Annotated in this window: 10 protein-coding genes and 1 pseudogene; 2 read left to right on the top strand and 9 right to left on the bottom strand. The window is 60.5% G+C overall.

What is annotated here, in order from left to right:
• Together FY112_RS06440 and FY112_RS06435 are read left to right on the top strand one after the other, a co-directional pair.
• Positions 1–244, top strand: a pseudogene (locus FY112_RS06440) (NmrA family transcriptional regulator); the annotation flags it as partial.
• A gap of 49 nt (positions 245–293) precedes the next feature.
• On the top strand, positions 294–707 hold the full coding sequence (locus FY112_RS06435; protein WP_094088000.1) for a cupin domain-containing protein: 414 nt from the start codon (positions 294–296) through the stop codon (positions 705–707).
• 45 nt (positions 708–752) lie between these two features.
• On the opposite strand, the gene FY112_RS06430 is transcribed toward FY112_RS06435, so the two are convergent.
• From FY112_RS06430 to FY112_RS06385, 9 genes are all read right to left on the bottom strand, one after another.
• Positions 753–2036 (bottom strand): cystathionine gamma-synthase family protein, encoded by a 1284-nt coding sequence (locus FY112_RS06430; RefSeq protein ID WP_017957315.1) that lies wholly within the window; start codon positions 2034–2036, stop codon positions 753–755.
• A gap of 73 nt (positions 2037–2109) precedes the next feature.
• The gene (locus FY112_RS06425; RefSeq protein ID WP_094088349.1) at positions 2110–3189 is read right to left on the bottom strand and encodes a YihY/virulence factor BrkB family protein; all 1080 of its coding nucleotides are present in this window, start codon (positions 3187–3189) and stop codon (positions 2110–2112) included.
• Positions 3190–6524: 3335 nt separating this feature from the next.
• On the bottom strand, positions 6525–7418 hold the full coding sequence (locus FY112_RS06415; RefSeq protein ID WP_246700619.1) for an rRNA adenine N-6-methyltransferase family protein: 894 nt from the start codon (positions 7416–7418) through the stop codon (positions 6525–6527).
• Between the two features lie 297 nt (positions 7419–7715).
• A complete protein-coding gene (locus tag FY112_RS06410; protein ID WP_151517998.1) occupies positions 7716–8225 on the bottom strand; it encodes a GNAT family N-acetyltransferase in 510 nt (169 codons plus the stop codon).
• A 150-nt stretch (positions 8226–8375) separates the two neighbouring features.
• Positions 8376–9446: a sn-glycerol-3-phosphate ABC transporter ATP-binding protein UgpC gene (gene ugpC / locus FY112_RS06405; RefSeq protein WP_151517997.1), complete on the bottom strand. Its 1071-nt coding sequence runs from the start codon at positions 9444–9446 to the stop codon at positions 8376–8378.
• Between the two features lie 20 nt (positions 9447–9466).
• Positions 9467–10987: a DUF5060 domain-containing protein gene (locus FY112_RS06400; protein ID WP_151517996.1), complete on the bottom strand. Its 1521-nt coding sequence runs from the start codon at positions 10985–10987 to the stop codon at positions 9467–9469.
• A 35-nt stretch (positions 10988–11022) separates the two neighbouring features.
• Entirely contained in the window at positions 11023–11907 is an 885-nt protein-coding gene (locus FY112_RS06395; RefSeq protein ID WP_181018169.1) for a carbohydrate ABC transporter permease, read from the bottom strand.
• Entirely contained in the window at positions 11904–12803 is a 900-nt protein-coding gene (locus FY112_RS06390; protein ID WP_151517995.1) for a sugar ABC transporter permease, read from the bottom strand. Before FY112_RS06390 ends, FY112_RS06395 begins: the two co-directional genes overlap by 4 nt.
• A gap of 93 nt (positions 12804–12896) precedes the next feature.
• Complete coding sequence (locus FY112_RS06385; RefSeq protein WP_131620868.1) at positions 12897–14150, bottom strand: extracellular solute-binding protein; 1254 nt, start codon at positions 14148–14150, stop codon at positions 12897–12899.
• Between the last annotated feature and the right edge of the window lie 63 nt (positions 14151–14213).

Below are 14213 nucleotides of genomic sequence, written 5' to 3'. Positions count from 1 at the left end.
CGGTACGCCTGTGAACGGCACGATCGAGATCGGCGGACCGGAGAAAGTCCGCCTCACCGAAATCGTGACGCGTCTCTTCAAGGCGACGAACGATCCGCGCGAGGTGGTCGCCGATCCGCACGCCCGCTATTTCGGCGTCGAGCTCGAGGACAATTCGCTCGTGACCGGCGCCAAGGCGCGGCTTGGCCAGATCCGCTTCGACGATTGGCTCAGCCGACAGCCGCCGCAGAAAAAGAGCGCCTGACAGCGAGGCTGCGCCCGTCGACCCATTCTATAAACTGAGGAGACCAGACATGCTCAGGAAAATGATCTCGGCAGCGGCATTCGCGCTTGTCCTTGCCGCCGGCACTCAAGCTCACGCCGGAGGTGGGAAAGCGAAGATAAGCGTCGTTTTCGACCAGAAGCTTCCCAATGTTCCCGGCAAGAGCATGAAGGCTGTGATGGTGGAATATGAGCCCGGCGGCCTGTCGCCCGGCCATACCCATCCGGATTCGGCCTTCATCTACGCGACCGTTCTCGAAGGTGCGATCCGCAGCGCGGTGAATGACGGCCCGGTGAAAACGTATCAGGCCGGAGAAAGCTTCGCCGAATTTCCCGGCGATCACCACAGCGTCAGCGCAAACGCCAGCGACACCAAGCCGGCGCGCCTGCTTGCGGTCTTCGTGCTTGACACGGACGAGACGGAACTGACGATCGACGACAAATAACGTGGTACACGATGCCCGGCGCCGCCGGGCATCGTTTCCCCCCGATCACGCAGCCTGCAGCGCTATCTCCAGGTCGGCGATCAGATCGTCCGGATGCTCGATGCCGATCGAAAGACGGATCGTCGATTCCAGAACGCCGATGCGCTGACGGACATCGGCGGGCACGCCGGAATGCGTCATGGTGGCAGGATGGCTCGCAAGCGATTCCGTGCCGCCGAGGCTGACCGCGAGCTTGAAGATCTGCAGCGCGTTCAGGAATTTGAACGAGGCTGGCTGACCGCCGCGAATGTCGAAAGAAAAGGTGGAGCCGGCGCCGGTGCATTGCGCGATGAAGGTCCGGCCGGCCGGCGATTCCGGATCGTGGTAGGGCAGATAGTGGACCTTCTCGACTTTCGGGTGATCGCGCAGATAGTCGGCGACGGCACGCGCGTTGCTGTTTGCCCGTTCCATGCGGAGCTGCAGCGTTTCCAGCGAACGGCCGAGCATCCAGCAGGAATGCGGATCGAGCTGGGTGCCGATCGCGCCGCGCAGGGCCTTGATCTGCTTGATCACCGCCTTGCGGCCGAGAACTGCGCCGGCGATCAGATCCGAATGGCCGCCGACATACTTCGTCAGCGAATAGAGCGAGATATCGGCGCCGTGCTCGATCGGCCGCTGGAAGACCGGTCCGAGCAGGGTGTTGTCGCAGACGATGATCGGCATATGGCCCTGTCTTGTACCGATCATGTCGGCCACGCGTCGGATCATCGCGACATCGACCAGGCTGTTGGTCGGATTGGCAGGCGTCTCGATCAGGATGACAGAGACGCGACCCTTGGCCATCGCCTCTTCTGCCGCCTTTTGCACCGATCCCTCGCTGACGCCGTCGGCAAACCCAATAGCGGCGACGCCGAAGTTCAGAAAAGTCTTTGCCAGCAACGTTTCGGTTCCCCCGTAGAGCGGCTGCGAATGCAGGATCGCATCGCCCGGCCGGACGAAGGCGAACAGAGTGGTGGCGATCGCCGCCATGCCGGATGAAAACAGCACGCCGCTTTCCGTCCGTTCGTAGACGGCGAGCCTGTCTTCGACGATCTCGCTGTTCGGATGGTTGAAGCGCGAGTAGACGAGGCCCGCCCCCTTGCCTTCGGGCGGCTCGCGGCGGCCCGACACGTAATCAAAGAAGTCGCGGCCATCCTCGGCTGTATTGAAAACGAAGGTGGAGGTGAGAAACACCGGTGGCTTGACCGCCCCTTCCGAAAGTTCGGGATCGTAGCCGTAGTTCAGCATCTGCGTCTCGGGATGCAGCGCATGATTGCCGATATGAGTTTTGGAAGGATGCGGGGCGGTCATCATCGTCTCCTGTGTCGGGACTGCAGAAGTGGCAGAATACATCAAAACCATATGAGAGGAGCAATCATCGCGGTCAGCTCATAGTCTTGCCCAGAGTGTCCGCGACATAGGCCCCGCGCGATCCCATCGGCAGCGGCGTTCCCGTCGTCGTGTCCCTCGCGGTCTGATGCTCCAGTTCGGCGTTGAGTTCTCCTCCGACGATGAGAATGACGACGGAAAGCCAGATCCAGACGAGAAAGCCGATCAGCGCGCCGAGCGTGCCGTATGTCGCGTTGTAATTGGCGAAATGATCCAGATAGAAAGAGAAGCCGAGGGACATGGCGACCCAGGCGATCGTGGTCAGAACCGCCCCCCACGTCATCCACCGGAGCTTGGCAGGCTCGCGGCTGGGGCCGAAGCGGTAGACCGATGTAACGGCCACTGCGACGATCAGCAGAAGCAGCGGCCATCGCATGAGAAGGGCCATGTGCTCCTTGAACTGATCGAGCCAGAGGTAAGAGAGAACAACCGGCATGACCCCGACGAGCGCCACCATGACAACCGTGAAAAGCATCGCGCACAAGGTGAAGCAGAGGCCGATCAGGTTCAACCGGACGAGCCCCCGCTTCTCGTCTTCCTCATAGGCGACGTTCATCGCGTCGAAGATCGCCAGCGTGCCGCTATGCGTGCTCCAGAGGGCGATGCCGAGGCCGACGAAGAAGGTGATGCCGAGCGTCGCGTCGCGTCGCTCGACGAGCTCCTTGATCTGGTCGGCAAGAAGATCGAACGCTCCTGATGGCATGAGGCCGGCCAATTCGCGAAGATGTTCAGATATGGTGGCCGGATCTGCAACCAGCCCGTAGAGTGACACCAAAGCCGCCATGGCGGGAAACAGCGCCAGCAGCAGATAGAACGTCACGCCCGCGGCAATCAAAGTGACCCGGTCGGCGAGGACTTCGTGGAAGACGCGCCAGAACACGTCGCGAAGACCGCTGAAAGGGATAGCCTCGGGCGTGCTGGCGCTGCGGCCATGATCGTCACCTGCGCGGCCGGTATCCGCAGACGGGGCGACCGACCTGCGCTCAGTTGCCTGCATCAAGACAAATGCGCCAATCGCTGCGGCCATCATTGTCGCCGCAATGGGGAATCTCTTGAGGTGAAGTACATCTGGCATGAGGATGTTCTCCGATCTGGTGCGGAGATAACGCAGGGTGCCGCTAAAGGATGCAAGCCGTTGCTTTCTCGCGGACATTTGATGCAGGGCCGAGGTCGCCCGCTTCTCCAATCGGGTCAGGAAGCAGGGATTGGAACGATTGAGTCGCGCCGCCGCTACGCCCGTAAACTATTGATATAACTGCAGTCACATCCTGCTACGGAAGCAAATCCGGACTTTAGTTTCGTTACTGCAGTGCTGGGAGTCCTTTCAACAAGTCTACCGATGGGAGGCTTGGCAGCCGCGAAGCGGTAGATTGCTGCGCAGCCCGTATCTGAGGCGCGGCTTGGATCTGAATTCCACCTGCTGCGATCCGATGCGGGTGCCTGCAGGCGACGCGCTGTGCAGTAAGCCTGACAAAACAATAGCGCCGGTGACAATGGCCTGCAATAGCCGTTTACGTTATCAACGGGCAATACCGGTGCCTGGTGGGTCCATTGCCTTAGCTCGGCGTACCTTATGACCAAGCGCCGTCGAGGACCGAGACACTACCGGTCTGCGGACGCGATCTCGATGGCCTCGGCGGTTGCTTGATGGCGTCTCGGCAATCGACAGAAAATGCGTCGCGATCAACCAGGTCGCCACACGAAAGCAACTGCGCAGCAAGGAGGCGGCGACAGGATGCGCGCTGCTCCAGATACCGACTAAGCGGCCCTTCCCCGACCGTCACTGGAGGCGCTGCTCCGGCCATTCAGTGCTGGGCATCTCCGGCGCACCGCCAAAGGCGTGGGATTATCTCCTGGCATTTCGGCCGGGATAAACAGGCCTTCCACATCGCCAGAGAGCGAGGAGCAGCACGTCATCGAATAGCGTGCATCGATGACGGCGCCACCCATCTGACGTGACGGTGCGGCCTTGCCGCCGCGGTCGGCTACCCCAGGATAGAGTGGATCCGATGCTACCGTTCCGGCACGCGCTCGGCTCGCTGCCGCAGGCAATCCGCAACAGCCGCTGATGTGTCACGTGCGTTGACGGACGATCGGTCGATATCAGCGGCCACCCGTCGCAATGGGCTGGCGCGCCCGCGAGCCTCGGCTGTGAACTGCCAATGCTCTCGGATCGAAAGGCAGCCCCTCCCCCGTCGCGTCATCCTTCGGATCGGTCGCAGGAGGAGCCGAATGCGGTGGCAGTGAGGCCGCGTTGTGTCGGTCGGCCATCGCCACAGGAGCTGGCTTCAGTGGCGATGGGCAGCTGGCCCTGCGGCCTTCCCAGGCGTATCCGTGAGCCGCAGTTGCGCGCCGAATGTTGCCTGATCGTGCCGTTGTCCGCGGACAACCGGATGATTAACATGGTAGCCGGCAGGCCGTTTGCACATGAACCGATCCCTGCAGCAATCGGTTCGCGTGGCCGGGAGACATCCCTGATCTCGCCCTGCTGATGGATGCTATGGACTTGCGGTATTGCTGCCGCCTCGATGGCTCTGCCTGGGGCCGCAGCGCAGCGGTTTCGTGCCCCTTGCCGAACGGGCGTGGACGCCGCCGGCTCCAAAGGCCGAAGAGCCTCGTCAGGTCTGTCGACAGGTCAGTAATGCCGAAACCGGGGCCCCAATTAAGGGGGAGCTGAATGCATTCGAAGAAGCTGGGGGGATGCTGGCGCTGCGGCTTCGCTCATCGATAAGGGTGCGCGGCAACGGAGGCGGGGTGGTCGCGACGCCGTCATCCTCACCGCTCTCGCGTCTCCTAGGCTAGGCGACAACGAGGTCGTCCGTCGCTCGGCGGGAGGCTGCATGGCCAGCGGCAGCGTTTCGGCGGCAATCTCAGATCAGGTGACTTCGTTGGTCCGTTTAACTCAGTTGATCGGGCGGAAGTGATAAGCCCCTTCCTTCGAGGCCCCTGCGGGCATCTCCGGGCGAGACTAAAGGGAGTGGCACGTAACGGCGGTGGATCCAATGTCCTGTCAGCTTGCGCTGCATCGATCGGTTCATACGTCCAAGCTATGCGGATTGGTCTTCCTTCTTGAGTTTTTGCAGATCAAAGGCCGAAGCCTCGAGTGATACTGCGGATGGTTGGAAGCCGCGGCAGCGTCCGCATGTGGGGGCGGATGGCTGGATGTTGTCGCCGTCGTTGGTGCTTTGCGGCAGGTCGGTCAGTTTGGTGATCGCCCTGCTCGATATCCCGGGCAATTCTGCCTTCAGTCAGGTGGGGATAAGCAAGGCCACGGCCTCGGGCGAAGGGTTGGGCAGATCCAGAGTGGATCGTCGTCGATCATTGAGGCAATCTCCATTCGCGCGTCCGGCTCTTGGCGCATCAGCGGTGCGATCCCCTGCCCTCATCAATCTTTTGTGGCGGCGGATCGATCACTGTTCGTCAAGTTGTCCGCGGACAACCCTGCGCCTAGACCTGGTCACGTGCGAGAGAAGATTGTAAGTGCCTGACCCTTCGTGCGACATCCACGGCAGCCGCCAGGCTTGAATTTGCCGCATTACGGCATTACCTCGTGCTGGACCGAAGCGCTTTCCCCTCCTAGCCGCTTCGGTCCGACGGACAGCGCTTCTCCTCCCAAGCTGTCAGTCACTATCGAAGCCCGGCGCATCTCTCCCGCGCCGGGCTTTTGTCGTCTCGGCGACCCACTGTCGCCGCCGGGCAGGGAACGTCTCCCTGTCCTTCATTCCTATCGCTCTGGTCCTCAAGCGAGGTGTGTCGGCAATTTGGCACGCCGGCGGCGGCGATTAATTGCGTGCGTCGCCAATCTGTGTCGCTGCTGCCGTGCTGCCGCCTCAGAGGAACCGCGAGCCGAAAACGCCGCCGATCGAGGGGCGTTGCTTGCAGGTCTTCACCGCCAGTCTGAGTGCCGCCGTCCAGGAGGGGCGTCGAAGGCCGGAGGGGGATCGCGCCGGCAAGTTCGGATCGGCCAGCAGGTCACCCGACGGCGCGGCCTGTCCGGCTCATGCGGATCACTGATTTCGATAAGCCGGTGGTGCGTAATCCTGCCTCATCTCAGTCGGCATGGCCGCGCTCGGATCCTTGGCAGGCTTGGTCCGACATCAATGATGATGGGCAGAAAATTTCAACAGCAGGCTTTTCGGTATCGGACAGGGGAGGGGCGCCGGTGGGGAGTCTGCACTAAGCTTTGAGATGGCTAGATCTGATGTCGGCGCCCCTGAGCTTGTTATCGCCCATGCCTGCTCCCGGATGTTTGAGCGTGGCGACATCATCGTCGGTCGGAAGTGCGGCGAGCTGATCGCGCCGGTCGAAAGGAAGATGGTGTCGAGGACGCTCAAGCTCTTCGGTGCCACGGTGTGTAATATTGCTCGCTCAGGTCAGGCGGTCGGCTTTCGCGGAACCGGCGCGGATGGCTCAGACGTCGTCGTAGCAAAGCGCCCATTGGTCGGCGATATACCAGCAACGTCCTATCCGCGGCTCCGTCTTCCAGAGCAGGCTTTTGACGAACTCGATGCCGCCGCGCCTGAACGCGGCTGTCAGCGCCTCGATCTCGTTATCGTCGATTGACAATCCACCATTGGCGCAGACGAAATAGGCTGTGCCGATCCAACGCGCCGCAAATCCACTCTCGCCGCGCTCAATCCGAAGTGCAGCACCATGGGATGCATGACGGCCGCCTTTCGGCGGTCGGTCCTGGCGCGGTACGCCGAGTGGCAGCACGAGCCGCCCTCCAGGCCGCAGCCTTTCGATCCAGGGTTCCGCGGGCCGCGCGACGGCGAAATTCACATAGATCGCATCCACCTCTTCCTGCGGCCATTGACTGCCGTCGGCGTTCATGACGCTGACATTGGCGCGATCGGCAAGTGCTGTTTGAGCGTGGGCAGCCAGATCGGGATCCATCTCGACGGCATAGACATGACCGGAAGCGCCGACAAGCTCCGAAAGAATGGCGCTGTAATAGCCGGTGCCGGCACCGATATGGGCGATGCGATCGCCGATTTGTATGTCCAGCTCTGCCAGGAGTCGGGCATGCAGTGAGGGACTGCCATTGTTGACACCTTTGTCGGACTGCAAGGCAAATAGCACGTCCTGATAGGCGAGAACCAAGTCGGAGGAGGGGAGGGAGCGATATCCGCCGCCCAAATTGGCGATCTGCCATGGCGGCGCACCGAGAAATTTTTCGCGCGGGACGGTGGCAAAGGCAGCTTCGATCCGCGGGTTCATCGTCGCGGCGGTTGCCACCACCTGATGGGCGTAAGCGCGGCGGATCACCGCCAGTTCGTCGGCTGTGAACATCGCAGTCGGCATGGGCAAATCTCCGGGCATGGCTTTGATCTGTTCCCTTTTTACGTCCTTGCGGCTCCAAATCCATCTCTATCCCAAATGCTTGATTTCATGGGTAGGAACTCATGACGGAAGTTAAAGGTCACTTCTCTTCCGTTGTGGAAAACTACGCTGTTACTTCATAAGGTTAATATTCCAGAGCGGCCTGCAAAGAGGCAGTATCGGCCTATCGGCCTATCGACCTCCGACAGCGGGCGACGCTGGGCAAGGCTGAACCGGTCCTTGGATGACAAGCACTCCCACAGCGCCGTCGAACACGTTTTAAGCGTCGGGTAACGTGTGGTGCCTGGCGTCTACTCTGAAACGCTTCTTGATCCTGTCGACGGGTGTCCCGTCCTGAAGCGGAACCTGGACCAGTCGGTCATAGGTCTCGAAGCCCATCTTTGCGTAATAGCCAAGGCCGCTGACATTGTCGGCGCGAATGGTGGCATTGATGAATTCGAGCCCGAACTCTTCCGCTGCGGCTCGGGTTGCGGGGAAGAGAGCGCTGCCGACGCCTGGGGTTCTTGGGTTCAAGCGGGCAAAGGTCGCGATGTCGGCGACGCCTTTCGGCGGGTCGCCGTATAAGCTGAGCGATTGAAAGCCGACGAGCACCTGATCGTGCTCTGCAACATGGCAGGTGAGGGGAAACTCGCCGTCGATGAACCAGTCCGCGAACTCGGCAGCCGAAAGCGGCGTTTCGAGTGCGGTCGTTCCACCGGCAAGGATGATTTCGTTCAAGAGAAGGCTCAGCTCCTCCGCGTCGGCGGAGACGGCTCTTCGAATGTGCATGTCTTGGCTACCTCGTCTTCGACGGACAGCCTATCGGCGAGATCAGAGATTTCAAGTCACCAATTCGCTCCGAAGACGAGGAGTGATCAAGAACTCCCCATGCCGTCAAATTCCGGTTCCGCGTTCGACGGACCTACTGACGCTCCTTACTCAGGCGTTCAGGCGCTGCTGCGTCTGCCGGTCGAAGAAGTGAACCTTGGCGGTTTCGAAAGAAAGCTTCACCGGCTGCTCCGGCACAAGCTCGACACGTTCGCGAACGACCCATGTCAGCTCCCTGCCTTCGAGCTCCACGGCGACATGGGTTTCCGATCCCGTGGGTTCGACCACCTTGACCACGGCATCCACACCGTTTTCGCCACCCAAGGCGATGTCTTCAGGACGAATTCCCAGTGTCAGCGGTCTGTTGGCGGAGTTGGCCGGAGCCCGTGAGAGGGGAACACGGGAACCGCCCGGCAGCGACAATAGAGGCGTCCCGGTACAGTCAATGGTTCCCTCGAGAAAGTTCATCGCGGGGGAGCCGAGGAAGCCGGCCACAAAGATATTGCGCGGTCGGTCGTAGAGTTCGAGCGGACTGCCGATCTGTTCGACGCGACCGCCGTGGAGCACGACGATCTTGTCAGCCATGGTCATGGCCTCGATCTGGTCGTGGGTGACGTAAACGATCGTGGTCTTCAGGCGCTGGTGCAGAGCCTTGATCTCTGCTCTCATCTTCACCCGCAGTTTCGCATCCAGATTGGAGAGCGGCTCGTCAAAAAGAAAGACTTTCGGATCACGAACGATGGCGCGGCCCATGGCGACGCGCTGCCGCTGTCCGCCCGACAGCTGAGCCGGCTTTCGATCGAGAAGCGGCTGCAATCCGAGAATTGCCGCAGCCTCACCGACCTTCTGTTCGATTTCCGGCCGCTTGGCCCCGGCGAGCTCGAGCGCAAATCCCATGTTCTGGGAGACCGTCATCTGCGGGTACAACGCATAATTCTGGAAGACCATCGCGATATCGCGATCCTTCGGCTGCAGATTGTTTACGACCCGGCCGTCAATGCTGATTTGACCGGCGGTGATATCCTCGAGCCCGGCAATCATGCGCAGCAATGTCGACTTGCCGCAGCCGGAGGGGCCGACGAGAATGGTAAATTCACCGTCGGCGATCTCGACGTCGACACCATGAATGATGTCGACCGTGCCGAAAGATTTCTTGACGTTTCTGATGCTCAAGCCAGACATTTCGTACCCCTTGTCATCTTCTAGCGCTTCCTGCGCACGCGCAGCGCCTGGTACGGCTTGCGCGGAATTTTCACGCCGAAGGCCGCGTCCGGCTTGCCGCCGCGCACGACCGAGCCATGGCGCGTCGGATGCGGAACGGGAGCCGCCACCTTCTCGACCGGCGTGATCGTCATCTCCCAGGTGTCGATGAGATCGACATCATAATCGTCGCCGTCGACCGGCAGGCCCGTGGACCAGATCACCGGCTGATGCTCGCCGAAATAAATCAGGCGGAAATCGCCGTCGCCGTCGCGCGCGCCCGACACGCGGGACCAGGGCCATTCGCCGATGATGCCCAGCGGTTCGAGGCCGTGCTTGACATCGGCTTCCAGGAGGTCGCGGAGAAAGGCGATGCGCTTCCACGCTTCGCCGCGCAGTTCGCCGCCTTTGGCCCACCAGATCAGGTCCTCGGGATGGGAATAGGTCTCGCCATGGCCGGCATAGCCGCCGCGCGCCATCGTGATCCAGAAGCGATGCACGAGTTCCTGCGCATTGAGATTGCCCCATGACTGCAGGATGTCGCCTTCATATTCCGGCTCGTCGTTGACGACAGGCTTGCCGTAGGCATCGCGCCATTCCTGGGTCCGCTTGACGTCAGGGTTCTGAATACAGGTGTGCGTGACCCATGGCTTGCGGTGATCGAAATTCGCCGTCACGTCGCCATTATGGATGGAGCGCAGGTGCCGGTAGGGGTCGTTCTCTTCCAGGATGTGGAAGTAGCGATCCCACTGCTCCATCGGCTTCGTATCGATGAGGAAATCATATTCGTTGGCAAGCGACCACCAGACGTTCCGGTAGGCGGCGAGACGAGCGGCCAGATATTCGACATAGCGAAAATCCTGTTCGGCCGACATGTCGGCATAGCCCCACCGGTCATAGGGGTGGAAGATGATGATATCCGCTTCGATCCCCAATTCGCAGAGCGCTGCGACCTGCTTTTCGAAGTGCTGGAACGAGGCGGGGTTCGGACGGTCGAAGTCTTCCCTTCCGTCCGCCCCGCGTTCGAAGCAGGCGTGCAGCGGCTCGTTGACGTTATAGGGATAGTCCTTCGGAAACACGCCCATCCGCATCTTGTTGAAGCGGGCCTTCTTGAGGGTTTCGAGGGTCTGCTTCTGCATGTAGAGCGGCTGGTGCGTCCAGGCGTAGCACGTCGTCCCGAAGGACAGGAACGGGGTGCCGTCGGCATAGGCGAAGTGGAACTTGTTGCGCACGCGCACTGGGCCGTGATTGCCGGCCGAAGGCCTGGTCGCAATCAGTGCGCCGGTCTTGCCGTCGAGTACGGCAGTCTTGGAACGGGTCAGAAACGACCATTCGCCCTCGCTATCCGGCATGAAGCGGATGCGGTAGGTGCCGTTGCCATCATAAAAGCCCGGCACGCGAACTTCGCGGCTCTTGTGGGTGAACACGGCATCGAATGCCACGTCGAGATAGGGATTTCCGCCGGAGGGTCCATCAAAGGAGGCCTCGAACACGCCCCATTTTTCGACAGTTGCATCAGACATAGAATATTCTCCTCGTGGAATGCTTTTCGTGGGCCCTAGCCTTTGACGGCGCCGGAGGTCAGGCCAGAGACGAAGTAACGCTGGAAGATGAGATAGACGATCGTTGCCGGCAGGACGGTCATCACGATGGCCGCGTTGAGCTGACCGTAATTGCTGGAGAACTGCCCTTGAAACGACATCAGGCCGAGCGGTAAGGTCCACATGTGCTGATCCTGGAGCAGCACCAGCGCCATGGCGAATTCGTTCCAGGTGGAGACGAAGTCGAGGATGAGCAGTGCGGCAAGCACGGGCAGGCACACAGGCAGAAAGATCCGTCTGAAGATGATGAAGTGGTTTGCACCGTCGATCAGCGCTGCTTCCGACAGCTCCTTGGGAATGCTCTTGAAGAAGCCGTGCAGGATGAAAACCTGATAGGGAACGCCGAAGGCGACGTAGGGAAGGATGACGCCGGGGTAGGTGTCGATCAGGCCGAGTGAATTCACCAGGGTAAAGAGCGGCGCAAGCATTACCTGGAAGGGGATCATCGTGCCGAACACGACGAGCAGCAGCAGGGCCTTGGTGATCTTCAGCTTGATCTTGGCAAGGGCATAGGCGGCCATCGCCGAAAGGAACAGCCCGAGCGGCACCTTGATGACGGTTATGATGACGCTGTTGAAGAAGGAGTTCGCGAAGTTGCCGCGGCTCCATGCGGCGCTGTAGTTTTCGAAAGCGAGCTCGGTTGGCGGCACGAAGGCGCCCGTGCCCGTGACCGCCGCCGGCGTTTTCAAGGAGGTGAAGACGATGAAGACGAATGGCGCGACCCAGACCAGCGCCACGATAACGAGCGTGATCCAGAGGCCGATCAGAATCGGATCCCGCTTCATCGACGATGGTTCGACCTGCAGATGCACTGCGGTCTGGTCGGTCGGTACTGCTGTCACGATTCAACCTCCTCGTGCTTCTGGGTCCATTTGAGATAGGGAATGACGACAGCCATGGTGATCAGCAGCAGCACGACCGAAATCGCCGCGCCTCGTCCGAAATCGAAGATCTGCATCGCCTGCGTGAATGCCCAGAGCGCCAGCATCTGGGTGGACTGCGCCGGCCCGCCGCCGGTCAGACCGTAGACGATGTCGAAGGCCTTCAGGGAGGAGATGACGGAAAGAACGAGAACGATCGTGATTGTTGGGCGCAAGGCCGGCAATGTCACGTGCTTGAATACCTTCCAGCGGCCGGCGCCATCGATGCGCGCTGCCTCCACAAGCGTCTGAGAGACATTCTGCAGGCCCGCGAGAAACAGGACCATCGAGAAGCCGACCGTCTGCCAGAGATAGGCGACGAAAACCGAATAAAGGGCGATATCCCGGTTGCCCAGCCAGTCCTTGATCCAGCCCTGCATGCCCCAGGAGGTGAGCAGCTGGCTGAAAAGGCCGAAGAAGGGATCGTACATCCACTTCCACATGGTGGCCACCGCGATCGGCGCGATGATAACAGGCAGATAGAAGATGGCCCTGAGGCCATTGCGGCCGAATATCTTCTGGTTGAGGCTGAGCGCCAGCAGCAGTCCGACCATCGGCGGAAAGATCAGGCTCATCATGGTCCAGATCACCGTGTTGCGAAAGGCAACCCAGAACACAGGATCTTTGGTGAAAATTGCCTGGTAGTTCGCAATCCCCACGAATTGTCGATTGGGATCGAGCCCGTTCCATTTCTGAAAGCTCAGGATCACGACGTTGAGCATCGGATAGAGAGCGAAGACGGCATAGATTGCCAGGGCCGGCACGAGCAGGATGAGCGCTTGTACGCGCGGATCATGTGTCGATTGTCGAAGTGACATGTTTTCCTCCTGGCGGTGCATTTGCTGCCAGCTCACGAAAGAATGTGCCAGCCGCGCGACCCTGAGGTCGATCGGCTGGCGCCTCGGGAGGAATCAGGTTCGGCTTGCGATAAAGCTCTGCAGCTGCTTGGCGGCATCGGCCGGCTCGGTATTGCCGGAAGCAACATCGTTGATGACCCGGAAATATTCCGTCGTGACATCGAGCGGGAACGCCTGGTCGCCGTTCATGTAGACCTTGCCGTATTTCTGGAAGATCCCCAGCCATTCCGCCTCGAGCGGCTTCTGGTTGGCATACTGCACGTTCTTGTTGACGGAGGTCGAACTCAGCTGGCCGAGCAGATCCTGCTGGACCTTCGTCGAGAGGAAGTAGTCGAGGAACTTCGCCGCTACATCAGGGCTCTTGCTCTTGGTGCTGATGTAATTGTACTCGGCAAAGCCATAGAGGCGGTCGGTATTGGTCGGGAAGGGGAAAATGCCGTAGTCGTCGAGATTGGCGCCCGAGCCGTTAAGCTGGCTGACCAGCCAGTCGCCTTCGAGCATCATCGCCGCGCGGCCTGCGGTGAAGAGGCTGTAGGACTGTTTATTGTCGATGCCCATGAATGGCTGCAGCGTATAGTCCTTCGTCCATTTCGCAAATTCTGCGAATGAGTCCGCCGCGCAGGGTTCCTTGGTCCAGTCCAGCGTCATCGCCTTCAGCGCGTCGTGCTTTTCAGCGCCGCACTTCGTTTCAAGGATAACGTCCATGAGACGCATGACGTGCCAGTTGACCGTACCGCCGAAGGTAAAGGCGGGAATGCCAGCGGCCTTCAGCTTATCGGCTGCGGCAAGGAGTTCTTCGTAGGTCTTCGGCTCTTCCTTGATGCCGGCCTGTTCGAACAGCTTCTTGTTGTAATAGACGGCCTCACCCTTGAAGGTGAAAGGGACGCCGTGCTTGCCGCCGGGATAGAGGTCCGCGAAAGCCGCTGCGGAGGGCAGCAATTCGTCGCTCCACTTATACTCGGAATAGTACTTGTCGAGCGGCAGGGACAGTCCGGCCTTCACATACTCGCCGCCGAGGCCGAGGCCCGCCCAGCTGAAATAAATGTCAGGTCCCTTGTCGGAGCCCGCAGCGACGCGCAGGGCGGTCTTGTGCTCGTCGACGGCGCGCTGGACGATCTCGACATGCGTCCCGGGGTTTGCAGCTTCGAAGTCTGTCGCCACCTTCTTCAGGGCCGTATTGGCGGCATTGTTGTCGAAGTTGAGGGTCCAGAGCGTGATGTCTTCAGCAAGAACCGGCGTGGCCGATAGCGACGCCACGGCGATCGCAATGATGCTCGCATTCTTCAATTTCGCAGAAAGGGTCAGCATTACCGTCCTCCTCTTGTAAAGCCGGCCCCTTGTTGCAGATAGTCATCGACATGTCAACTGGTA

The organism is Rhizobium sp. PEPV16 (genome assembly GCF_008919455.1).
Classification (GTDB): Bacteria; Pseudomonadota; Alphaproteobacteria; order Rhizobiales; family Rhizobiaceae; genus Rhizobium; species Rhizobium leguminosarum_Q.
Note: the sequence above shows the minus strand (reverse complement) of the source record. Positions and strands in the feature narration are given on the sequence as shown.

What these genes read in the sequence shown, in the direction of transcription:
- ugpC (WP_151517997.1), bottom strand. Translation starts at nt 9,446, where the DNA reads ATGTCTGGCTTGAGCATCAGAAACGTCAAGAAATCTTTCGGCACGGTC.
- FY112_RS06435 (WP_094088000.1), top strand. Translation starts at nt 294, where the DNA reads ATGCTCAGGAAAATGATCTCGGCAGCGGCATTCGCGCTTGTCCTTGCC.
- FY112_RS06425 (WP_094088349.1), bottom strand. Translation starts at nt 3,189, where the DNA reads ATGCCAGATGTACTTCACCTCAAGAGATTCCCCATTGCGGCGACAATG.
- FY112_RS06410 (WP_151517998.1), bottom strand. Translation starts at nt 8,225, where the DNA reads ATGCACATTCGAAGAGCCGTCTCCGCCGACGCGGAGGAGCTGAGCCTT.
- FY112_RS06430 (WP_017957315.1), bottom strand. Translation starts at nt 2,036, where the DNA reads ATGACCGCCCCGCATCCTTCCAAAACTCATATCGGCAATCATGCGCTG.
- FY112_RS06390 (WP_151517995.1), bottom strand. Translation starts at nt 12,803, where the DNA reads ATGTCACTTCGACAATCGACACATGATCCGCGCGTACAAGCGCTCATC.
- FY112_RS06415 (WP_246700619.1), bottom strand. Translation starts at nt 7,418, where the DNA reads ATGCCGACTGCGATGTTCACAGCCGACGAACTGGCGGTGATCCGCCGC.
- FY112_RS06385 (WP_131620868.1), bottom strand. Translation starts at nt 14,150, where the DNA reads ATGCTGACCCTTTCTGCGAAATTGAAGAATGCGAGCATCATTGCGATC.
- FY112_RS06400 (WP_151517996.1), bottom strand. Translation starts at nt 10,987, where the DNA reads ATGTCTGATGCAACTGTCGAAAAATGGGGCGTGTTCGAGGCCTCCTTT.